Origin of the sequence: Schauerella aestuarii, from assembly GCF_009866805.1 — a bacterium.
GTDB lineage: Bacteria > Pseudomonadota > Gammaproteobacteria > Burkholderiales > Burkholderiaceae_B > Schauerella > Schauerella aestuarii.
Map to the genome: position 1 here is coordinate 413,496 of NZ_SIZW01000042.1, position 21,231 is coordinate 434,726.

Genomic DNA, 21,231 nt, shown 5'->3' on the forward strand with positions numbered 1-21,231 from the left:
CAGCGCGTCCGGCGCATGGCACCATCGTCCGATTCACGATTAACCGTTGCGAGGCTATCCATGGCAGATCACGACATTTCCGAAAAGCCCCACGCCTGTCCGTCCTGTCCTTCGCCTGAGGCGGCGCCCGCGCCGTCCAGGCGTTCGTTCCTGATGTCGATGGGCGCATCCGGGCTGGCCGTGACTGGCGGCGGGTTGATTCCTCGGGGTCAGGCCCAGGCAGCCGCACCGGCAGCCGCCGAAGCCCAGGTGCCGGTCGCGGCCGCGCCGTTGGCGCCGGGCGAGCAAACCGTCAACCTCGTGGTCAATGGCGCCAAGCGATCGGTCAACGTACCGCCCAATGCGGTGCTGCTCGATGTGGTGCGCGAAAAGCTTGGGCTCACCGGGACCAAGAAAGGGTGCGATCACGGCCAATGCGGGGCCTGTACGCTGCACGTGAACGGCACGGCCGTCAATTCCTGCCTGTCGCTGGCGGTGATGCACGACGGCGACGAGATCACCACGATCGAAGGTCTGGCGCAGGAGGGCACGCTGCATCCGGTTCAGGAAGCGTTCTGGGCGCACGACGCTTACCAATGCGGCTACTGCACATCGGGGCAGATGATGTCGGCCGTGGCCATTTTGAAAGATGCCCGGATAGGGCGTGACGATGCCAGCGTGCGCGAAGCCATGAGCGGCAATATCTGCCGCTGCGGCGCCTACAAGAACATCCTCGCCGCGGTGCAATCCGCGCGCACCAACATGCCGAAGGTGAGCTGATGCGACACTTCGAATATTCTCGCGCCGGCGACGTCGGCCAAGCGGTGGTCAGTCATGCCGCCCTGCAGAACACGGCCTTTCTGGCCGGTGGCACCACACTGCTCGATCTGATGAAGATCGATGTGATGCGCCCGGCGGCCGTGGTCGATATCAACCGCGTGGCGCTCAAGCAGATCGAGTCGCTTCCCGATGGCCGCGTGCGCATCGGTGCGCTGGTGTCCAACACCGATCTGGCGCGCCACGCAAAGGTCGTCGCCGACTATCCCGTTCTGGCAGAGGCGTTGCTTTCGGGCGCCACCACGCAATTGCGCAACAAAGCCACCACGGGTGGCAATGTGATGCAGCGGGTGCGCTGCAACTACTTTCGCGATGGCGTGTCGCCCTGTAATAAGCGCACGCCGGGTTCGGGGTGCGCTGCGGTCGGCGGTATCAATCGCAGCGTGCATGCTGTGTTGGGCACAAGCAAAAGCTGCATCGCCAGTCATCCTTCCGACATGTGCGTGGCCATGGCTGCCATCGGTGCCACCGTGACGGTGCAGGGTCCGAAGGGCACGCGCGACATCGCGTTTGCGGACTTCCACCTTCTCCCCGGCGATACGCCGGAGAAAGAACACGCGCTGATGGCCGACGAGATGATCACGCATGTGACCCTGGACGCGCCGCTCGCGGGTGCGAAGTCGGCTTACTTGAAACTGCGCGATCGGGCCTCCTATCAGTTCGCCCTGGCGTCGAGCGCCATCATCATTCGCCTCGAGGGCGGGGTGATCAAGCAGGCGCGCATTGCGTTGGGCGGCGTGGGCACCAAGCCGTGGCGCGCAACGGAGGCCGAGGCGCAATTGGTGGGGCAGCGCCCAACCCCGGCGCTCTTCGAGGCCGCCGCAGCGGCGGCGTTCAAGACCGCCGTGGCGCAGACGCACAACGCCTACAAGATTCCGCTTGGCCAGCAGGCCATCGTCCGCAACCTTTCGACGCTCGTTGCCTGAGCCACGACACCGCAATAGGAGTGCGTCATGAATGACACCGTTATCGGCGTTGAAACCCGCCGCGTGGAAGGCCGTGAGAAAGTGACCGGCCACGCCAAATATGCTGCCGACAACCATCCCGAGGGCATGACCTTCGGCTATGGCGTGTTCAGCACCGTCGCCAGCGGCAAGATCGCCGGCATCGATATGGACGACGCGCGCAAATCGCCGGGCGTGATCGACATCTTCCATCACGATCACTTCCCGGCTTTGTTCAAGGTGCCACAACCGATGGGCTCGCCAGTGACGTCGCTGTCCGGCGCCATCGTGGACGAGCGCCGCCTGCCGTTCGAAAACGACGTGGTGTCGTATGCCGGGCAATTCGTGGCGCTGGTCGTGGCCGACACGTTCGAAAATGCGCGTGCGGCCGCCTACAAGGTGCGCGTACGCTATGACGCGGCCAAGTCGCAGGTGGCCACCCTGGCGCAGGGCGTGAAGGCCGCCGCCCCGAAAGATTCGGGCAAGGGCCATCGCCGGGGCGAACCCGAATCGGCGTTCGATGGCGCCGTCCACCGCGTGGATGCGGTGTACACCACGCCGGTCGAAACCCACAACCCGATGGAAATGCACGCCACGGTGGCCTATTGGGAAGCGGGCAACCTGCACGTGTATGAAGCCACCCAGGGCGTGACCGTTCATCGCAATACGCTGGCGCGCGTCTTCGGCTTGACGCCGGATCAGGTCGAAGTGCGCGCGCCTTATATCGGCTCGGGCTTTGGCGCCAAGCTCTGGATGTGGCCGCACTCGGTGGCCGCCAGCGCTGCGTCACGCGAGATCGGCCGGCCGGTGCAACTCGTTGTACCGCGTGCGCAGATGTTCACCACCACGGGCCACCGGCCCGAGACGCATCAGCACATTCGGCTGGCGACCGATGCTGCCGGCAAGCTGGTGTCGATTCGTCACGAGTCGATCAACAGCACCTCGTTTACCGATGGCTACGTGGAAACCTGCGGCAGCGTGACCAGCAGTCTTTACAGCTGCCCGAATGTGCTGGTCAGCCACCATACCACTCAGGTCAACCGTGGCACGCCCACGTCGATGCGCGCCCCGGGCGCCGCGCCGGGCCTCTTCGCGCTCGAATCCGCAATCGACGAAATGGCCCTTGCCGCCGGTCAGGATCCCTTGGCCTTCCGCAAGCTCAATTACTCGCAGAAAGACGAAAGCACCGATCAGCCGTGGTCGAGCAATCACCTGAACGACGCCTACGATCAAGCCGCGAAGGCGTTCGGCTGGGAGAAGCGCGATGCGCGCGTGGGGTCCATGCGCGAGGGCACCGAATTGATCGGCTATGGTATGGCCGCCTGCAATTGGGAAGCCTTCCGCACACCGTCCGAGGCACGTGTGAGTCTCAATGCGGATGGCACGGCCACCGTGATCTGCGCCGTGCAGGACATCGGCACGGGCACCTACACGATCGCCGCGCAAACGGTCGCCAGCATCACCGGGCTGCCGTTGGACAAGATCCACGTCAAACTCGGCGACTCCTCGTTCCCCGATGCACCGGTGTCGGGCGGCTCGTGGGCCACGGCCAGCGTCATGCCCGCCATTGCAGACGCCACCCGCAAAGCCATCGAGCAATTGAAGGGCTACGCCGGCAACCCGGGCACGCCGTTCGCCGATGCCAAGCCTGACGCCATCACGCTCACCGGCGGCAATCTGGTGCACGGCTCGAATAGCGTGCCGTTCGGCGAGGTGCTGTCCAAACAGCGCATCGCAAGCGCTGAGGGGCATGGCCGCACCGAGGGCAACGGCAACAAGGAATTTTCGTTTCGATCCTTCGGCGTGCATTTCGTCGAGGTGCGCTGGGATCCGGGCATCTCGCGTTTGCGCGTGGCGCGCGTGGTCAGCGCGATCGATGTCGGGCGTGTGATCAACCCCACGGCGGCGCGCAATCAGGTCGATGGCGCGATCGTGATGGGGTTGGGCATGGCGCTTTTCGAGCAAGCCGAGTTCGATGAGCGCAATGGCTTGCCCGTGAATAACAACTACGCCGAGTACATGGTGCCGGTGCACGCCGATCAACCCGAGACGCAAGTGATTTTGCTCGACTATCCCGACCTGCATCTGAACGAATGGGGTGCGCGCGGCATTGGCGAGATCGGGATGACAGGGCTTGCCGCTGCGGTGGCGAATGCCGTTTATCACGCTACCGGCAAACGCGTGCGCAGCTTGCCGATCTCGTTGGAGAAGCTGATGGACGTGCCGGCCACACGGGCGGCTTGATCGGCAAGCAAGCCGGGCCGAAAGCCCGGCTGAACCTGCTTGGCGGCAGATGATGCAGGCGAGCGGGTGGGCTCGGCCGGCCGCGACGACGTGAGCGCACATCGATCGTGGGGGCTGCCGATTCGTTATTTTCTTCCCAGCGGTCCAGTCATGGCCACAAGATCGTGGTCGAGTCTTTTATCGTCGATGCCTGCCGGCTCAATGTGCGCCAGCACATCCGCGGCGGTAAACAGGGCGCGCACGCTTTCCTCGGCACGGTCGCCGATCTCATGACCGTCGTGCACCGAGATATCGCCGGCCACTTCCACATGAAATTCCACAAACATGCGATCGCCGCCATGGCGGGTTCGCAAGTCGTGCACGCCCAGGGCACCGTCGCAGGCAAGGATGGCCGCCTTGATGCGCTTGCGGCAATCCACATCGAGCTCCCGATCCAGGAGCTGATCCAGCGCCTGGACCGCCATGCCGCGCGCGTTCCATAGCATGTAGGCCGCGATCAGCAGAGCACCGGTCGCGTCGGCTCGCGTCCAACCCAACGTGCGTTCAAGCACCAGCGCGCACAGCACCGCCAGATTGACCGCCACATCGGTCACGTAATGGGCACGGTCGGCGGCGATCGCGGTAGAGCCGGTACGTTTGACCACATAGGTTTGCATGCTCACCAGGCCGGCTGCGGCAATGCTGCTCAGAATGATCACCCAGATGCCCAGGCCGATGGCCGATAGCGGTTCGGGCGTGATCAAGTGCTTCGCCGACTCCACACCGAGCGCCAGCGCCACGCCGGCCAGCAACAAGGCCTGGATGAACGCCGCAACGGCCTCGGCTTTGCCATGCCCGAAGCGATGGCCGGGATCGGCCGGCCGTTCGGAATATCGCACCCCGATAAACGTCACCAGCGAGGCCACCACGTCGACCAGGCCGTCGGCCGCCGAGGTGAGCATGGCGATGGAGCCCGTCTCGAGCCAGGCCCAGCCCTTGACGCCGACGAGGAAGAACGCGACCACCAGCGAGGTCATCGACGCCATGCGCCGCAGGCGCCGGTTGGTGTATTCGGGAGTCATGTGCCTAGCGTAAGGGCGGGGGGCTGAACCGCGCATGAAAGCGGGTTCAGGTTACGCGGGCAATATACACGCTGGCCCTTCAGGCGGCGCAGGCCGCCCGGTCCAACGCCGGTGCCGGCGCAGCAGCCGCGATGGTGGACGCAGGCATGTAGTGCGTGGCAAACACGAGGCGGCCTGCCGTCCAGGTGCGGCTCACCAGCGGCATGCCGTTCACCCGGTCCACCGCGATCAGATCGGCGCGGCGTCCCACCTCGATACGGCCCCGATCGCTGAGCCCGCAAGCGGCGGCAGGCGTTGCAGTGACCAACGCGATTGCCTGAGACATGGAAAGTGCCGCTTGTTCCGCAGCCACGAACGCGGCTGCAATCAACGTGGACGGTTGATAGTCGGAGCACAGGCAACTCGCCACGCCTGCACGGATGGCATCGATCGCCCGCATCGAACCGCTCTGGCTGCCGCCGCGCAGCACGTTAGGTGCCCCCAGGATCGTCGGCAACCCGCAGGTGACGGCGGCGCGTGCGGTATCGAGCGTGATCGGGAATTCGCTCATCGACACGCCCAGCGCCCGCATCGTGGCGATACGTTGAACCGAGTCGTCGTCGTGGCTGGCTGTGGGAATGCTCCGGGTGCGCGCCGCCTCGATCAACTGTTCGACGCGGCCGAGCGCGCCTTGCTGATTGTCGAGCTTGGCACGCGCCGCAGCGTGCGCTTGGTCGCGCGTCATGCCGTGATTGCCCATGAGGTAGTCGAGATAGGCATCCAGCGTCTTGAACTGGCCCTGACCCGGCGAGTGATCCATTACCGAAACCAGATCGATCAACCCTTCTTCGATCAACCCAAGCAGCACCGGCAGTGCGTCGGCATCCGTAATCTCATAGCGACAATGCACGCGGTTGTCCACGAGCGCATGCGGCCGGTACGCGGCCATCGCGCGTACGACTTGCGCCGCAGTGGCGTTATTGCGCACGCCCCATTCGTTATTGGCGAAGGAGAGGGCGTGATACGGTGTGGTGATGCCGGCTGCCGCGTTGCGGCGATCGACCTGGGCGCACGCAAAATCGAAAGGAAACAGCACGCGTGCACGCGGCTCGGCCTCTTTCTCGATCGCATCGCAATGCACGTCGATCAGGCCGGGCATCAACCACTGACCTTGCAGATTCAGGGTGTCGCAAGCCGGCGCGACGGTGGGTGCGATCGCGGCGATCACGCCATCTTCGATCAGCAGCGCACTGTCTTCGAGCACGGTATCGGGCAGCACGATACGCGCGTGGGTGATGTAGAGCTGAGACATGAAACTTTCCTTGCGCGCGTTCAGGCGAACGCGGGTTGCGGTGCGTTCTTGGGAACGGTGATGGGCGAGATCGCCAGCGTGTGGGTGGCCACTGCTGCACGTACCGCTTCATCGTGAAAGATGCCGATCAGGCAGCGCCCGGCGGCCATGGCGTCGCGGATCAGATCGACCACCACGGCGCGGTTATCCGCATCCAGCGATGCCGTCGGCTCATCCAGCAGCAGGATCGGGTGCCCGCCGATCAAGCCGCGTGCAATGTTCACCCGCTGCTGCTCACCGCCTGAAAACGTGGCGGGCGGCAACCCCCACAAACGCTCGGGCACATTCAAGCGGGACAGCATGGCGGCGGCCTTGTCGCGCGCATCCTGTGCCGCCACCCCGTTTTGCCGCAAGGGTTCGGCCACGACCTCCAGCGTGCTCACGCGCGGGATCACCCGCAAAAATTGGCTCACATAACCGATCGCCTCGCGGCGCAAGCGCAGAATGGTCTGCTCGGGTGCGTTCGTGAGTGCCGTCCAGCGGTCGTTGTGACGAATGCGGATGCTGCCGGCGCTTGCCAGGTAATTGCCGTAGAGGCATCGAAGGAGGGTGCTTTTGCCCGTGCCGGAGGGGCCCGCAAGCACAAGGCAATCGCCGGGGCCAGCCTCGAACGATATGCGTTCGAGCACCGGCAGGGTGAGCCCGCCTTGATGATGCAGGGTAAAGGTTTTTTCCAGATCGCGGACCTGGATCGAGGGTGTGCGCGGCATCGTGTTCAACTCTGCAAAATGGAAGAAACCAGCAACTGGGTGTAAGGGTGCTGGGGGTCGTCGAGGATCTGGTCGGTCAGCCCACTCTCGACGATATAGCCCCCGCGCATGACCACCGTACGGTGCGCCAGCAACCGCGCCACCGCCAGGTCGTGGGTGACCACGATGGCCGCCAGATCGAGATCGGTTACGAGTTGGCGCAGCAGATCCAGCAGACGCGCCTGCACCGACACATCCAGCGAGGCGGTGGGTTCATCCATGAAAACCATTCGAGGCCGCGTCACCAGATTGCGGGCGATTTGCAGGCGTTGCTGCATGCCGCCAGAAAACTGCTGCGGCGTATCGTCGAGCCGGTCGGCCTCGATTTCCATCTTGCTGAGCCACTCGCCAGCCACCGCACGCAGATCGCCGTAATGCCGATCGCCGATCGCCATCAGCCGCTCGGCGATATTGGCGCCGGCGCTCACCTGCATCCGCAAACCGTCGCGCGCGTTCTGGCGCACGAATCCCCAATCCGTGCGGGCAAGCATGCGCCGCTCGGCCGCCGTCAACTGCGCAAGATCGGTAAAGCCGGCGTCGCGGGTGTCGTACCAGACGCTGCCGAGTTTGGGCGTCACCTGATACGACACGGCCTGCAGCAACGTGCTTTTACCCGAGCCGGATTCACCCACCACGCACAGCACTTCGCCGGGAAAAAGATCGAAATCGATATCGCGGCAACCGTGCACGCCATCCCATGTGTGCGTCAAGTTGCGTACGGAAAGCAAAGGCTGGGTTGCACTCATGATGCTGCTCCAACATGTGCCGGATCTCCGGCATCGATGCCGATCGGCGGCGCGGCGGTGCGCTGCGCTTCGGTGTCGTCCCCCATAGGGCTTTCATTCTCGGCGGCGTGGCGTGCGCAGTATTCGGTATCGGAGCACACGAATCGCCGGCTGCCGCGATCGTCCAGGATGATTTCGTCCAGAAAGGTGTTCTCCGAGCCGCATATATCGCAGCATTCATCCCACTTTTCGATCGTGAAGGGATGATCCTCGAAGTCCAGACTTTTTACCGAGGTATACGGCGGCACCGCATACACCCGCTTTTCGCGCCCGGCGCCAAACAGCATCAGCGCTGGGCTGCAATCGAGTTTGGGGTTGTCGAATTTCGGAATGGGCGAGGGCCGCATCATGTAGCGCCCGTTCACCATCACCGGATAGTCGTAGGTGGTCGCGATATGGCCGTACTGGGCAATATCTTCATACAGCCGGACATGCATGCCGCCGTATTCGGCCAGCGCGTGCATCGTGCGGGTTTCGGTCTCGCTCGGTTCGAGCCATCGCAGCGGCTCGGGGATCGGCACCTGATAGACCATGATCTGACCTTCGGCAAGCGGCGTTTCGGGGATGCGGTGACGCGTTTGAATGATGCTGGCGTCGCGCGTCGACTCGGTCGTGGCCACGCCGGTCACGCGGCCGAAGAAGCGCCGGATGTTGACCGCATTGGTGGTGTCGTCCGACCCCTGGTCGATGACCTTCAGCACGTCGGCCGCGCCGATGATGGCGGCAGTGACCTGAATGCCGCCCGTGCCCCAGCCATACGGCAGCGGCATTTCGCGGCTGCCGAAAGGCACCTGGTAGCCCGGAATGGCCACGGCCTTCAGCAGCGCGCGGCGCAGCATCCGCTTGGTGGACTCGTCAAGGTAGCCGAAGTTGTAGTGGGGATCGCGTTCGACCGGCATCGCCGGATTCGCGTTGGCGGCAGTCACGATGTGAACTCCTGATCTTGGGGGACGGCGGCAGGTATCGGCGCATCGACTTCAGCAGAACCGACGTCGGCATCGCGTTCGGTGCGCAATCGGCGCAGCAGCTCCAGACTGGCTTGAAAGTCGACGTAATGCGGCAATTTCAAATGCTGTACGAAACCGGACGCTTCGACGTTATCGGTGTGATACAGCACGAACTCCTGATCGTTGGCAGGCGCATCGCCCGCTTCACCCAGTTCTGATGCCCGCATGGCGCGATCGACCAACGACATCGACATCGCGCGCCGTTCGCCGTAGCCGAAGGCCAGACCATAGCCGCGCGTGAATTGCGGACCTGCATCGGCGTTGCCCGCGAACTGGCTGACCATCTGGCATTCCGTTACCTCCACTTCACCTACCGTGACGGCAAAGCCGAGCTCTTCTATGAACAATTCGACTTCTACGCTTCCGTAGCGGATCTCTGCGGCAAACGGGTGCGTGTTGCCATAGCCGCGTTGCGTGGAGTAGCCCATGGCAAGCAAGAATCCCTCATCGCCGCGGGCAAGGTTTTGCAAGCGCGCGTCACGGCCGGCCGGCAGCCGCAACGGCTCGCGGGTGAGGTCAAAGGGCGCGGGATCGCCGGGCAAAGGCGTCTCGGCTTGAAGCAGCGCATCGTGCTGCAGGATGTCGGTCACGCGCGGCATGGCGGCCGGCAAGGGTGCGTTCGCCGGTGCCAGCGGCGTCGTGTGACGGTTGGCCTCCAACGTGAAATCAAGCAGGCGCTGGGTGTAATCGTAGGTGGGCCCCAGAATCTGGCCGCCGGGCACATCCTTGAAGGTGGCCGAAATACGCCGCTGAAGCTGCATTCTGGCGGTGTCGATCGGGAGGCTAGATCCCAGTCGCGACAGCGTGGTGCGATAGGCGCGCAGCAGGAACACCGCTTCGATCAGATCGCCTGCCGCCTGCTTGATGGCGAGCGCCGCGAGGTGAGTGTCGTACAAGCCACCTTCGGCCATCACACGCGATACCGCGAGCGGCATCTGTGCCTGAATCTGCGGCAAGGTAAGTTCGGGCAGCGCGGGGTCGCCGCGTCGATAATCATCGAGCATGTCATATGAATTGAGGATGGCGCGTTCGCCTCCCTTGACGGCTACGTACATTCAGATCTCCTCGGCGTGCGTGGTGCGGGGCAGGGCGGCAAACTGCGTGTCGTGCACGAACAGCACATCCACGCCCAAAGGAAATCGATCGTGATTGCGCTGCCAAGCCGGCCAGAAAAGGCGGGGCACGCCAGCAAAGGCAACAGTGCGCGTGTGCAGAATGCCGGGGCCCGTCAGGCATACCGGTGCGCCTGACTGCAGATCTTCGACCTCGATCAGCACCGTGGACGAGCGGTCGGGATAGGCGGGATCACCGGGATCGCACGCCGCAAGCTCGGGTGCGGCGTAGCCCGCGGGCACGACCACGAAACGTGAGTGCGCAGGGTCGGCAACCAATGGGCACCCACAATGAAAGCGCAGATACTGAAGCGCCTGTTCAGATAATCCGGGGGGCAACCAAACGGGGGTGTCGCTATCGGCGAGTGTCAGCAGCAATGCGCTCATCGCGGGCGAGAAGGCATTGGGCCAGGCGCGTGGCGCTGCAGCGTTCTGCACGGTGCCGGGCGCCGATAACGCCGACAGCGCTGCGCGAAAGGTCGTCTGCGCCTGCGTTACCGGATCGTCGAACCCCGGGAGAATGGCTACGCCGGCACGCGACGTTCGGGCAGGGGTTTCAGGGTGCATGTGAACGCGGTCGGCGTGATGGGTCATCGTCATGTCAGTTCTCGCCTCGCACCAGCGTGAAGAAGTCGACTTTGGTTTGGGCGGCCACCCGCGAGCGATGCGCAAGTGCGGTCTGGCGGGCGTGGTCCAAAGGGTCGATCACGGTATCGATGATCCGGCGGTGCCAGGCGGGCGATTGCAAAAGTCCGTCCATCATGGCCGCCTGCTCGGCGTGCCGGGCATCGCGTCCTTGTACATACGCCATGCCGACCGTGCCGTCGTCCAGCGTGAGCGCGCAGCGCGTCATGGTCATTTCACCGAGGTTGAACTGCTCGCCGGTGCCGCCGGCCCGCGCGCGCACCATGGTCATGCCGGTCTGCGGCGCGCGCAGCCATTGATACGGCGGAAGCGCTCCCAGTTTGGCGCACGCATCGTTCAGCGCCTGCGGGCTGGCCAGCGCCAGCACGCGCATCCAGGCGCGGCGCGCATCGTCGGCAACAGGTGCGTTGGCCGGTGCGGCGCGGTCGGTGGGATCGGGAGATGCCAGGGTCATATCAAAGCCTCTAAACGTCTAGACGAATAGATGTAGTATGCTCGTTCCGAAGGGTGAGTTCAACACCGCAGCGTGAATTTTTGATGACAGCGCCGTCCGCGATTCCGGGCGGGATCAGGCACAATCTCCTCATTGAAGACACATCATGATCGCAGAGCACATGGATAGGGTTGAACGAGGATCGGGTATCGCCGTATGGCGCCAGATCGGCGAATCGCTGGCGCACGACATTCGCAGCAAGCTTTATGGTGCCGGCGAACGCCTGCCGCCGGAATCGGAACTGGCCAGCAAGTTTTCGGTCAACCGCCATACGATCCGGCGCGCGATGGGCGTGCTCGAACAGGACGGTCTGGTGCGCATCGAACAGGGGCGTGGCACCTTCGTGCAGGAGCATGCGATCGATTACGCGATCGGCAAGCGCACCCGGTTCTCGGAAAACCTGCGTCACCAAGGTCTCGAAGGGCACGTCGAGGTGATCGGCAGCCAGGTGCTGCGCGCGGCCGACATCGCGCGTCATCTGGGCCTGGCGCGCACCGCGCCGCTGTTGCGGGTGCAATTGATCGGCCGTGCCGAGGACAGAACCATCAACGTCTCCGAGCACCATTTCGATCAGACGCGGTTCTCCGACCTGCCCGAAAAACTGGCGGCGCTGCGATCGCTGTCCAAGGCTTATGTGCAATACGGCATCGGCGACTACACCCGCAAGTGGTCGCGCATTACCGCCACGTTGCCGGAGGCGGATGTGGCGCGGATGCTGGGGCAGCCCAAGACCCGTCCCATTCTGCAGGTCGAGGCCCTCAACGTGGATGCAGCAGGCGAACCGTTGCAGTACAGCGTCACGCGCTTCGCTGGCGATTGGGTACAGATCAGCATAAGCGACGAGACCTGAAGCATGGCGTGACGCTCACGGGGATTGCGGCAGATGCGTACCGCAGTTGCCTCGTGGTTGGCGACCATTCTGCTCGCAGATTCATCTAGACATCCAGTTGTCACAATGCGCTTTTAGGATTTCGGTCATGACCTCATCCTCGCTCGTCGATTCCCATCCCCGTCTTGCCGGACTTCGCGGCAACCGTATCTTGACACCCACCGGTGTGATGGCCGGCCATTTGCGCTTCGCGGGCGCGCACATTTCGGCGCTCGAACCGCATCCCGATGGTGCTGCCGAAGGCCTCCTCGACGCCGGCGATCTGCTGGTGCTGCCGGGTATCGTCGATCTGCACGGCGATGCGTTCGAGCGAACCGTGATGCCGCGCCCCGGTGTGACGTTTCCCTACGCCAATGCACTGCACGAGGTCGACCGGCAACTTTTGGCCAACGGCATCACGACCGAATTCCATGGCGTGACGTTGTCGTGGGAAGGCGGGCTGCGCGGCGAGGCGTACGCCGAACGCATGTTCGACGCCTTGCTTGCGGCAGAGCACCTGCTGGGCGCGCATCACTACGTGCACCTGCGCTTCGAAACCCATCATCTGGCGGGGGTGGACCGCGCCATCGAATGGATAGCCGCCGGTCGCGTGCGGTTTCTGGCGCTCAACGATCACCTGCCCAGCATGGTTCGCCGCCTGGGCGACGCTCGCAAACTGCTGCAGTACGCCGAGCGCGCCGAGTGCGACATCGACACCTACGAAGCCCGTGTGCGTCGCGCTCAGGAGGGCAGTGCGCACGTGCCGGATGCCATGCGCCGCCTGACCGCCGCCGCCCACGCCAGCGGGCTGCGCATCGCATCTCACGATGATCCCGATGATGCCATGCGCCATTATCACCACGATCTGGGCTGCCATGTGGCGGAGTTCCCGCTCACCGAAGCGGTCGCGCGGACCGCGCATGCACAAGGCGACGTAACGGTGTTCGGCGCGCCGAATGTGGTGCGCGGACGCAGTCATACCACCGCACCCAACGCCACGGCCATGATCCGCGCGGGCTTGTGCGACATCCTCACCTCCGATTACTACTATCCGGCGCCATTGCTCGCGGCGCTGCAGCTTGCCCAGCAACACGTCTTGCCGCTGGCGCAGGCGTGGGCGCTGGTGTCTGCGCACCCGGCGCAGGCCGCCGGCCTCAGCGATCGCGGGCAGTTGATCGCCGGCGGCCTGGCCGACGTGATTCTGGTCGACGACAGTGTGCCCGGGATGCCACGCGTGAGCGCAACCATCGTCAATGGCCGCCTGCACTATGCCAGCCGTCCATGGCCCATCGGGCAAGAGATCGCGGCAGCATCCGCTGCGGCCCCGCACGCGTTGACGCCCGCATGACCCATCCTCTTGCCTATCGATACGCCGTTTATTTTCGCCCGCCCGAGCCCTGGGGTCAGATCGGCCGACAGTGGCTCGGCCGTTGCGAGCTCACCGGCGCGGCACTGGACCGCCTTGCCGACGCACCTGCCGCGCTCGACACATGGACCCGAGCGCCACGCCGTTATGGTCTACACGCCACGTTGAAGGCGCCGTTTCGCTTGCGCGACGGCGCTTCACCGCTCGATATCGACCGCGCGATGCGCGCGCTCGTGGCCACCCACGAGCGCTTTGAGATCAGCCTCGCCGTGAAGCGGTTACGCGGCTTCCTGGCGTGGTGTATCCAGGCCGATGCGCCGGGCGAGGCGCGGATGAATGCACTCGCCGGCGATGCGGTCGCGGCACTCGACGCGTGGCGCGCGCCGATCAACGATCAAGAGCGTGCACGACGGCTGGCGTCGGATCTGTCAGCGCCTCAGCTCGCCATGCTGGCGCGCTGGGGCTATCCCTACGCATTCGAGACCTTCACGTTTCATATCTCGCTTACGGGCCATATCGACGCCGCCGCGCTGGAGGATGCCCATGAACGGCTGGTGGCGCTGTCCGCGCCCCTGATCGGCGTGAGGGTGCCGGTGCAGGCGATCGCCGTATATGTGCAAGCGGAGCCCGATGCGGATTTCGTGGTGGCGCGGGAATACGACTTTGCGGGCACGACACGAGAGGGCGCGGGCAATCGTTATCTGCCGTCTGTGACTGGCGTTCGCGCGGCATGATCGCGCCAGGGCCGGTGCCTGTGCCGCCCCTTGACGCCGACGGCGTGCGCGCCTCGGCAGGGCGTCTCGTGTATCTGATGGGCGCGTCCGGCAGCGGCAAGGACACCATTCTGCGCGGAGTGCGCGCATCGCTTTCACCTGCCGATGGCGTGAAGATCGCCACCCGGTTCATTACCCGCGCGCCTTCGGCAGACGAACCGTCGATCGAACTCACGACCGAAGCTTTCGCGCGGTTGCGCGATCAAGGCGCCTTTGCACTGTGCTGGGAAAGCCATGGCTTGGGATACGGCATCGGCACCGAGATCGATGGCTGGCTTGCCCGCGGCAGTACCGTCATCATCAATGGCTCGCGCCACCATGCCGGCGCGGCCTACGTGCGCTATCCCGACATGCTGGCGGTCGAAATCGCCGTCGATTCCGACGTGCTTCGTCGTCGGCTCACTGCGCGCGCACGGGAGTCGGCCGAAGCGATTGCGCAGCGCCTGGCGCGTGCCGTGGCACCCTACGATTGCCCCCTGGGATTACGCGTGGTCACGCTCGACAACAATGGACCCGCCGGGCGTGCGGTCGGTGCGCTGATCGACCTTGCGCGCCATGCCCAAGGCGCGCAAGGTGCCCGCGGCGCATAGGGCGCCGACGGGACTGGCGTCAGATAAACGCGCGGCGGATACGCGACGACAGCATGTCGATCAGCGTGACGAACACCACGATAATGATCATCACCGCGCACGTTTGCGCGTACTGGAAGCTGCGCATGATGTCCCATAGCACCATGCCGATGCCGCCTGCGCCGACGATGCCGACCACCGAGGCCGAACGGACGTTGGATTCGAAGCGGTAAAGGGCATATGAAATCCACAACGGCATGACTTGGGGTATCACGCCGTACACGATCTCCTCCAGCGCATTGGCGCCGGTGGCGCGCACGCCTTCGACGGGCCGCGGATCAATGGCTTCGACGGCTTCGGAAAACAGCTTCGCCAGTACGCCTGTCGTATGGATCCACAATGCCAGCACGCCAGCAAAAGGTCCCAAACCCACCGCCACGATAAACAACATGGCGAAGACGATTTCGTTGATGGCACGGCAGGCATCCATCAACCGCCGTACGGGTACATACACCCAGGCCGGAACGATATTCGACGAGCTCAACAGGCTCATCGGCACCGCTACGACCACGGCCAGAAAGGTCCCCCATACGGCGATCTGGATCGTAATGAGCATTTCGCTCAAGTACATCCGCCAGTCGCGGAAATTTGGCGGAAAAAAGTCGGCCGCGTAGGTCGCCATGTTGCCGGCATCCCGCCACAGATCGAACGGCCGCATATCGGCACCGTTCCAGGATCCCAGCAGGATCGCCAGCACGGTAGCCCAGGCGAGCATCGTTGCGAGCGACATGCGCGGTGGGCGCGCGTTCGGGGTGCCAGCAGCCATGGCAACAGTCATAGCGGTCAGGCCTCTCAGTTGGTCTTCACGGGCTGCGCCAACGCGGCCAGCTTGTTGTCGATCTCGGCGACCTTCTTGGCCCGGTCTTCGGTGCTCATCGTTCCGTCGGCTTCGATCTTGGCCTTCTCACGCGCCAGATCGATCTGGCGGATCGGCACCAACTGCGTGTTGTCCGACGCGCGGAACCCGCGATAGGTGAGCGCCTTCAGATTGGCCTGCTCGGTGGCCGCATTGGGGCCTTTGCCGTAATTCAGAAAGAAGTCGCGGATCTTTGCCTGCAACGCCGGATCGAGGTCCTTGCGCCACACCATCGGATCGGCCGGAATCAACGGCGACTTCCACAGCACACGGACGCTGTCGTTGGCATCCTTGCCCGTACTGATGCGATAGCGCTCCAGCGCCTCGGTGTTGTTGACGGCGACGTCGACCTGCTTATTGATCACCGACATCAAATTGGTTTCGTGATTGCTCGCGCGGTAAGTCTTGAACAACGTCTTCGGATCGACGCGGCGCTCGCCCCACAGGTAATAGCCCGGCACCGCGGTGCCCGACGTCGAATTGGGATCGCCCGCGCCGAAATTGAGCGACTTGCCGCGTGCAATCACGTCGTCAACCGACTTCAGATCGCTGTCTTTGTTGACGATCAGGACCGACCAGTAGCCCGGATTGCCATCTTTATCGATGACGGAGGCGAACACTTCGCCGTTGGCCCGATCAACCGCCTCGATGGCCGACTTGTTGCCATACCAGGCCACCTGAACCTTGTTGAAGCGCATGCCCTCGATGATGCCGGCATAATCGGACGCGAAGAACGGTTTGACAGGCACGCCGAGCACGCGGCTCAGATCGTCGATCACGGGCTGCCAACCCGACTTCAAGTTGGATGACGACTCGGTCGAGATAATGCCGAAGTTGATGGTTTTACCTTCCTGCGCATAGGCAGGGGCGGCAAAGGCCGAGGCGGCGATCAGGGCGCAAAAGGTTCTGCGAAGCATGTCGAACTCCGTAAACGAGCAGTGGGGCGGAAGAAGGGATATAGCGGCGGGCTGGACCGTCGGCCGCGCCGAGACGTCTGGCTGACTAGGCTGTCTGCAGGGCAGGGCGGCGCAATCGGTTATGACGGCGATCGGCCGTGACCGTGGGTGCCGCGGGTTCAGCGAATGGGGGGTCGGTGCGTGTGGGCAGCCCGGCCGGCAGCAACTCGCTCAACTCCGCGCCGTAAAGGTCTTGCAGCATCTGCGGGGTCAACTCGGTCGACGGTCCGTCGTAGACGACTTGGCCCTGGCGCAGTGCCACCACGCGGGGGCAATATTTCAACGCCACATCCACTTGATGCAGCGACACCACCACGGTGACCTGGCGGGTGCGTTGGATCTCGGCAAGCGTATCCATCACGCGGCGCGACGACTCGGGATCGAGCGACGCAATGGGTTCGTCGGCGAGAATGATGCGGGCGTTTTGCACCAGGGTACGCGCGATGGCAGCCCGCTGCTGCTGGCCGCCCGAGAGTGTCGAGGCGCGCTGAAAGGCATAATCGTCTATACCAACTTGGGCAAGCGCGGCCATCCCGACGTCGATTTCCCGCTGCAGGAAGAATTTGCTCAGACTGCGCCACAACGGCACCCGGGGCAACATGCCGGTCAGCACATTGGTCATCAACGACGACCGCCCAACGAGATTGAATTGTTGAAAGACAAAGCCGATCTGCTGGCGGGCCAGGCGCACGCGGCGCGAGAGTCGACCGTGATGTTGAATCTCATCGCCATGTACGCGAATCGATCCGGCACCGGTGTCGCCTGCCACGAATCCGGCAATATGACGCAGCAGCGTGGATTTGCCCGATCCCGAAGCGCCGAGCAGCGCCACCATTTCGCCAGGCGCCACATTCAACGTGACGTTGTCCAGCGCCTTGCGCGATCCGCGAAAGGTTTTACTCAAGCCGCGAACTTCGATTGCGAGCGTCATCGGTCGCCGTCCTCAAAATGTCCAGTTGACGCATTCTGGGCGGCGCATGTGACAGCCAGATGGCTGACTGCGACATATTCTTGGCGAAAAACCCTTATACGCCAAGGACTTGAAACATCTTCGTCATGGTTGTGACGGCGCCGATCACTAGCAAAATCCACCGTGATCGGTTACATTCCTAGGGTTTTCCACTACTTGTGTTGCCTATGACAGTCGCCCGCCATCCCACCGAACAACGCGTTCTGACCCTCTCGATCTGGTGCACCGTGGCGCTCGCCATGCTCGGCATCATCTTCGGGTTGCTATCGGGTTCACAGGCGATCATCTTCGATGGGGTGTTTGCGTCGATCGACGCGGGGATGTCGATCCTGGCGCTGGTCGTGTCGCGGTTGCTGTTGCGATCGGGCAGCAAACGATTCCAGTATGGCTATTGGCACCTCGAACCGCTGGTCGCGCTGTTCAATGGCTCGGTCCTGCTCGCCATCTGTGTGTATGCGTTCATCAATGGCTTGAAGGGCATGCTCTCGGGCGGCAACGTGGTGTCGTTCGATGGCGCGCTGATATATGCCGTGATCACGTGCATCGGCTGCTTCGGACTTTATTTCTATGAGCGGCGTGTAAATCGCGTGCTGGAATCGGAGTTCATCACGATCGACATGAACAGCTTTCTCATGTCGGGCTTCATTACGCTGGGCCTGTTCATCGGATTCGGGGCGGCGCAGATTCTCGCCCGTGCCGGCTATCCGCAATGGGAGCCGTATGCCGACTCCTTGATCCTGATGATCGTGGTGGCGGGGTTGGCGCCGGTGCCGTTACGGATCATCCGCCGGGCGCTGCGGGATGTGTTCCTGATCGCCCCCCTCGACGCCACCGATCTGGTCAAGCGGGTCATGACCGAGGCGAGCGCACGTTATCGCTTCATCGACTACAACATGTACGTCGCCAAGCAAGGGCGGATGCATATGATCGACATCAATGTGCTGGTGCCGGCGGACTACGACGCGACCGTCGTCAATTTCGATGCGATCCGCGCCGATATCGCCTCCCAGCTCGGCGAATTCGCGCATCTGGACGAGTGGCTGTCGATCAGCTTCACCAGCAATCGCCGCTGGACGTAACCCCGATCGTCAAGCGCTCGCGGGGGTGGGAGGTGTGTTGTCGCGAAGCGACTGAACGCACCGCAGTGCATCTCATAGCGACTTGTCGGCGGCGCGTTGCCTGAACAGCACGATGCACAACAAGACGACGCCCGCCAAGGCCATCATCGTGGTGCCGCGGCTCAACGCCATGCCGCCGGCTTGTGCCGAGTGATCCAGCAGTCCACCCACTACGGCCCCTAGCGGACGCGTGGCCACAAACGCCAGCCAGAACAGCAGCGTGCGCGACATCGAGGTACGGAAATACACGACCGCCATCGCAGCCAGCAACGCGGCAAACATCATCATGCTGGCCTCACGATCGAGGCCCGGCACTTCCATCGTCCAGTCGCTCAGCGCCATGCCGAGGGTCTGCGCCAGCACGATGGCGGTCCAATAGAAGCGTTCCGAGCGGGCGGTATCGATACGGTAGATCGACAGCGATCCCAACGCGCGGCGCCACGCCCACAACGACGCCCCGAACAGGCTGGCCAGGAGCAGCAGGCCGCCCGTAAACCCGATGCCAAGAGATCGGTCGGCCACGTCCGCCAAGGTCGTGGCGACCGTGGTCGTGGCCGCAAAGGCCAGCCAGTACCACACGGGCAAGAAGCGCTGTGCACGCACCTGCGCCGTCACGGCGGCGGCAAACACTGCACCCAGAATCAGGGTTGCCGAGAAAAAACCAAAGTCCAACGCCGCCGATACCGCATCGCCCCAGGTCTCGCCGAGCGCCGTGGCGGCAATGTTGGTCAGCCAGAACCCCAAGGTCACTTCAGGTACTTTGCTCGCCTTGGTTGTGGCGGCTTTGTTGGTGGCGGCTTTAGTCGGCTCGCTTCCGAATGCATGTATGACTTCGCCCATGGGCCTTAACCTCTCACGCGTTTGCCGAATCGTAGGCAACGCGTCGTCGAATTTACGTGAAATGGCCGTGCCCGCCGGTTGTGGCGCGTCGCCAGCCTGCTTGCTTGCCGCGGCGCAGAAAGGGTCGGGCGCAGCGGTAGATCATTTTCGTTGCGGCGTATTTATCGTTGATGACCGTGGATTAAACCGATTGCCGATGCGTCTATCCCCTGACAAGGCATTCACTTTCGGGATAGACGATGAACGACATGGGTTTGGGAATTTTGCTGGTGGCGCTCGCCTCGGTGTACGCCGCATTTGCCGCCTGGCGGCATGGCAATGACAAGCGCGACGTCGTCGCTTTGGCGGTATCGGCCGTCGCGATCGGTGCTACCTCGGGATTTGCGTTCGCGGTGTGACCGGCGTGTGGCGGTGACTCCGCCACCCCTCCGATCAGCCGTCGGCGCGCGATAGAACCTTGCGTTCGAAGAAAAAGAACGGTCGCAGCTTGACGCCGACCATGTTGCCGGCAAACGCGGCCACCAGCCATACCCATCCGTGCAGGCTTCCCGAAGCGATGCCGGAAAAGTACGCGCCGATGTTGCAGCCGTAGGCCACGCGCGCGCCATACCCCAGCAACAATCCACCCACGACGGCGGCGAGCACCGAGCGCATCGGGATATCCAGGCTGGGCGCAAACTTGCCGGCGAGCGCTGCCGCCAGCATCGCACCGCCAATAATGCCGAAGTCCATGACCGAGGTCACGTCGGCGAATACGCTTTGCGCCAGTGCTGTGGCATTGGCCGGCGCCTGCCAGTACGCCCATGCCGTGGGATCGATCCCCAGCATCAGTGCACCCTTGGCCCCCCATAGTGCGAACGCCGACGTGATGCCCCACGGGCGCCCGGCCAGGGCGAGGGTGGCGAAGTTCAACACCGCCAGCGCAACGGCGCCCAGCACCAGCGGCCACGGCCCGCGCAGCAGGCGCGACGCGCCATGCCGCGAAGCAGGCGGTGCGGTTTCCAGGCTGCCGTGACGCCGTTTTTCCCATGCCATGGTGAAGGCGGCGATCGCCGCAAACAATGCCAGCGAAATTGCGATGCCCCACACGGGACCCACGGACGAGACCAACGACAGCGGCGGCAATGACGGCAGCGCCACCCACCAGTCGAAATGCACGGTGGCGAGCACGGAGCCGATGACGAAGAAGAGCAGGGTGACGAGCATGCGGGCATTGCCGCCGCCCGCCGTGAACAACGTACCCGAGGCGCAGCCGCCGCCCAATTGCATGCCGATGCCGAACATGAAGGCGCCCACGATGACGCCTACGCCGGCTGGCGCCACCAGGCCGCGAACCTCCTGACCCCACAAGACGCCGTTGGCCAGCGCCGGAAAAAACAGCACGACCGCAATCGCGAGCAATATCATCTGCACGCGCAGGCCGCGGCCACGCCCATCCATGATGAAAACACGCCACGCCGATGTAAACCCGAAGGCGGCGTGATAGAGCGAGATGCCGAGTGCACCGCCGACGAGGAAGAGGGCGCCATGGCGTACGCCGTAGGCCATCCCCAACCATAAGGTGCCGACGATGAGGAGCACGAGCGCGCCGAACCCGGGCATGCCGGGCGATGGATTCGGCGGCGACGCCGTGGGCGGGGAAGAAAGGGGGGTGCTGGCAGTATTCATG

Annotated in this window: 22 protein-coding genes; 9 read left to right on the top strand and 13 right to left on the bottom strand. The window is 63.8% G+C overall.

What is annotated here, in order from left to right:
- Nucleotides 1-60 precede the first annotated feature (60 nt).
- Genes EYW45_RS16985 through EYW45_RS16995 form a run of 3 tightly spaced genes read left to right on the top strand, consistent with a single transcriptional unit; the run spans nucleotide 61 to nucleotide 4,004 of the window.
- Nucleotides 61-759 carry a (2Fe-2S)-binding protein gene (locus EYW45_RS16985; RefSeq protein WP_161136614.1) on the top strand — a complete coding sequence of 233 codons (699 nt, stop codon included), beginning with the start codon at nucleotides 61-63 and terminating at the stop codon, nucleotides 757-759.
- Nucleotides 759-1,742: an FAD binding domain-containing protein gene (locus EYW45_RS16990; protein ID WP_161136615.1), complete on the top strand. Its 984-nt coding sequence runs from the start codon at nucleotides 759-761 to the stop codon at nucleotides 1,740-1,742. Before EYW45_RS16985 ends, EYW45_RS16990 begins: the two co-directional genes overlap by 1 nt.
- 27 nt (nucleotides 1,743-1,769) lie before the next feature.
- Entirely contained in the window at nucleotides 1,770-4,004 is a 2,235-nt protein-coding gene (locus EYW45_RS16995) for a xanthine dehydrogenase family protein molybdopterin-binding subunit (RefSeq protein ID WP_161136616.1), read from the top strand.
- A 125-nt stretch (nucleotides 4,005-4,129) separates the two neighbouring features.
- Here EYW45_RS16995 and EYW45_RS17000 read toward each other — a convergent pair whose 3' ends face one another.
- From EYW45_RS17000 to phnG, 8 genes are all read right to left on the bottom strand, one after another.
- Complete coding sequence (locus tag EYW45_RS17000) at nucleotides 4,130-5,065, bottom strand: cation diffusion facilitator family transporter (RefSeq protein WP_161136617.1); 936 nt, start codon at nucleotides 5,063-5,065, stop codon at nucleotides 4,130-4,132.
- Nucleotides 5,066-5,144: 79 nt separating this feature from the next.
- Nucleotides 5,145-6,356 (bottom strand): alpha-D-ribose 1-methylphosphonate 5-triphosphate diphosphatase, encoded by a 1,212-nt coding sequence (locus tag EYW45_RS17005; RefSeq protein ID WP_161136618.1) that lies wholly within the window; start codon nucleotides 6,354-6,356, stop codon nucleotides 5,145-5,147.
- A 20-nt stretch (nucleotides 6,357-6,376) separates the two neighbouring features.
- Entirely contained in the window at nucleotides 6,377-7,105 is a 729-nt protein-coding gene (gene phnL / locus EYW45_RS17010; RefSeq protein ID WP_161136619.1) for a phosphonate C-P lyase system protein PhnL, read from the bottom strand.
- Nucleotides 7,106-7,110: 5 nt separating this feature from the next.
- A complete protein-coding gene (phnK, locus tag EYW45_RS17015; protein WP_161136620.1) occupies nucleotides 7,111-7,890 on the bottom strand; it encodes a phosphonate C-P lyase system protein PhnK in 780 nt (259 codons plus the stop codon).
- A complete protein-coding gene (locus EYW45_RS17020; protein ID WP_235939136.1) occupies nucleotides 7,887-8,828 on the bottom strand; it encodes an alpha-D-ribose 1-methylphosphonate 5-phosphate C-P-lyase PhnJ in 942 nt (313 codons plus the stop codon). Before EYW45_RS17020 ends, phnK begins: the two co-directional genes overlap by 4 nt.
- A 23-nt stretch (nucleotides 8,829-8,851) precedes the next feature.
- The gene (locus tag EYW45_RS17025; protein WP_161136621.1) at nucleotides 8,852-9,991 is read right to left on the bottom strand and encodes a carbon-phosphorus lyase complex subunit PhnI; all 1,140 of its coding nucleotides are present in this window, start codon (nucleotides 9,989-9,991) and stop codon (nucleotides 8,852-8,854) included.
- The gene (gene phnH / locus EYW45_RS17030; RefSeq protein ID WP_328703645.1) at nucleotides 9,992-10,648 is read right to left on the bottom strand and encodes a phosphonate C-P lyase system protein PhnH; all 657 of its coding nucleotides are present in this window, start codon (nucleotides 10,646-10,648) and stop codon (nucleotides 9,992-9,994) included.
- A 1-nt stretch (nucleotide 10,649) separates the two neighbouring features.
- Nucleotides 10,650-11,066 (bottom strand): phosphonate C-P lyase system protein PhnG, encoded by a 417-nt coding sequence (gene phnG, locus EYW45_RS17035; RefSeq protein WP_407924940.1) that lies wholly within the window; start codon nucleotides 11,064-11,066, stop codon nucleotides 10,650-10,652.
- Between the two features lie 226 nt (nucleotides 11,067-11,292).
- Here phnG and phnF point away from each other — a divergent pair, with 226 nt between their 5' ends.
- The 4 genes from phnF to phnN all read left to right on the top strand — a co-directional run bounded on the left by phnF (nucleotide 11,293) and on the right by phnN (nucleotide 14,783).
- Entirely contained in the window at nucleotides 11,293-12,036 is a 744-nt protein-coding gene (gene phnF, locus EYW45_RS17040; protein WP_235939099.1) for a phosphonate metabolism transcriptional regulator PhnF, read from the top strand.
- A 127-nt stretch (nucleotides 12,037-12,163) separates the two neighbouring features.
- Nucleotides 12,164-13,402 (top strand): alpha-D-ribose 1-methylphosphonate 5-triphosphate diphosphatase, encoded by a 1,239-nt coding sequence (locus EYW45_RS17045; RefSeq protein WP_161136623.1) that lies wholly within the window; start codon nucleotides 12,164-12,166, stop codon nucleotides 13,400-13,402.
- Complete coding sequence (locus EYW45_RS17050; protein WP_161136624.1) at nucleotides 13,399-14,154, top strand: DUF1045 domain-containing protein; 756 nt, start codon at nucleotides 13,399-13,401, stop codon at nucleotides 14,152-14,154. Before EYW45_RS17045 ends, EYW45_RS17050 begins: the two co-directional genes overlap by 4 nt.
- Nucleotides 14,151-14,783, top strand: coding sequence for a phosphonate metabolism protein/1,5-bisphosphokinase (PRPP-forming) PhnN (gene phnN, locus EYW45_RS17055; protein ID WP_161136625.1), 633 nt, complete (start codon nucleotides 14,151-14,153; stop codon nucleotides 14,781-14,783). Before EYW45_RS17050 ends, phnN begins: the two co-directional genes overlap by 4 nt.
- A 19-nt stretch (nucleotides 14,784-14,802) precedes the next feature.
- Here the strand turns inward: phnN and phnE are convergent, their stop codons facing one another.
- From phnE to phnC, 3 genes are all read right to left on the bottom strand, one after another.
- Nucleotides 14,803-15,588 carry a phosphonate ABC transporter, permease protein PhnE gene (phnE, locus tag EYW45_RS17060; protein ID WP_161136626.1) on the bottom strand — a complete coding sequence of 262 codons (786 nt, stop codon included), beginning with the start codon at nucleotides 15,586-15,588 and terminating at the stop codon, nucleotides 14,803-14,805.
- A gap of 26 nt (nucleotides 15,589-15,614) precedes the next feature.
- Complete coding sequence (gene phnD, locus EYW45_RS17065) at nucleotides 15,615-16,595, bottom strand: phosphonate ABC transporter substrate-binding protein (protein ID WP_161136627.1); 981 nt, start codon at nucleotides 16,593-16,595, stop codon at nucleotides 15,615-15,617.
- An 85-nt stretch (nucleotides 16,596-16,680) separates the two neighbouring features.
- Nucleotides 16,681-17,565, bottom strand: a complete 885-nt coding sequence (gene phnC / locus EYW45_RS17070) for a phosphonate ABC transporter ATP-binding protein (protein WP_161136628.1) — start codon at nucleotides 17,563-17,565, stop codon at nucleotides 16,681-16,683.
- Between the two features lie 206 nt (nucleotides 17,566-17,771).
- Here phnC and EYW45_RS17075 point away from each other — a divergent pair, with 206 nt between their 5' ends.
- Nucleotides 17,772-18,683, top strand: a complete 912-nt coding sequence (locus tag EYW45_RS17075; protein WP_161136629.1) for a cation diffusion facilitator family transporter — start codon at nucleotides 17,772-17,774, stop codon at nucleotides 18,681-18,683.
- Between the two features lie 72 nt (nucleotides 18,684-18,755).
- Here the strand turns inward: EYW45_RS17075 and EYW45_RS17080 are convergent, their stop codons facing one another.
- The gene (locus EYW45_RS17080; RefSeq protein WP_161136630.1) at nucleotides 18,756-19,562 is read right to left on the bottom strand and encodes a COG4705 family protein; all 807 of its coding nucleotides are present in this window, start codon (nucleotides 19,560-19,562) and stop codon (nucleotides 18,756-18,758) included.
- 239 nt (nucleotides 19,563-19,801) lie between these two features.
- Here EYW45_RS17080 and EYW45_RS17085 point away from each other — a divergent pair, with 239 nt between their 5' ends.
- The gene (locus EYW45_RS17085; protein ID WP_161136631.1) at nucleotides 19,802-19,960 is read left to right on the top strand and encodes a hypothetical protein; all 159 of its coding nucleotides are present in this window, start codon (nucleotides 19,802-19,804) and stop codon (nucleotides 19,958-19,960) included.
- A 34-nt stretch (nucleotides 19,961-19,994) separates the two neighbouring features.
- Here EYW45_RS17085 and EYW45_RS17090 read toward each other — a convergent pair whose 3' ends face one another.
- Nucleotides 19,995-21,230, bottom strand: coding sequence for a YeeE/YedE family protein (locus EYW45_RS17090; RefSeq protein WP_202444769.1), 1,236 nt, complete (start codon nucleotides 21,228-21,230; stop codon nucleotides 19,995-19,997).
- Nucleotide 21,231 lies beyond the last annotated feature (1 nt).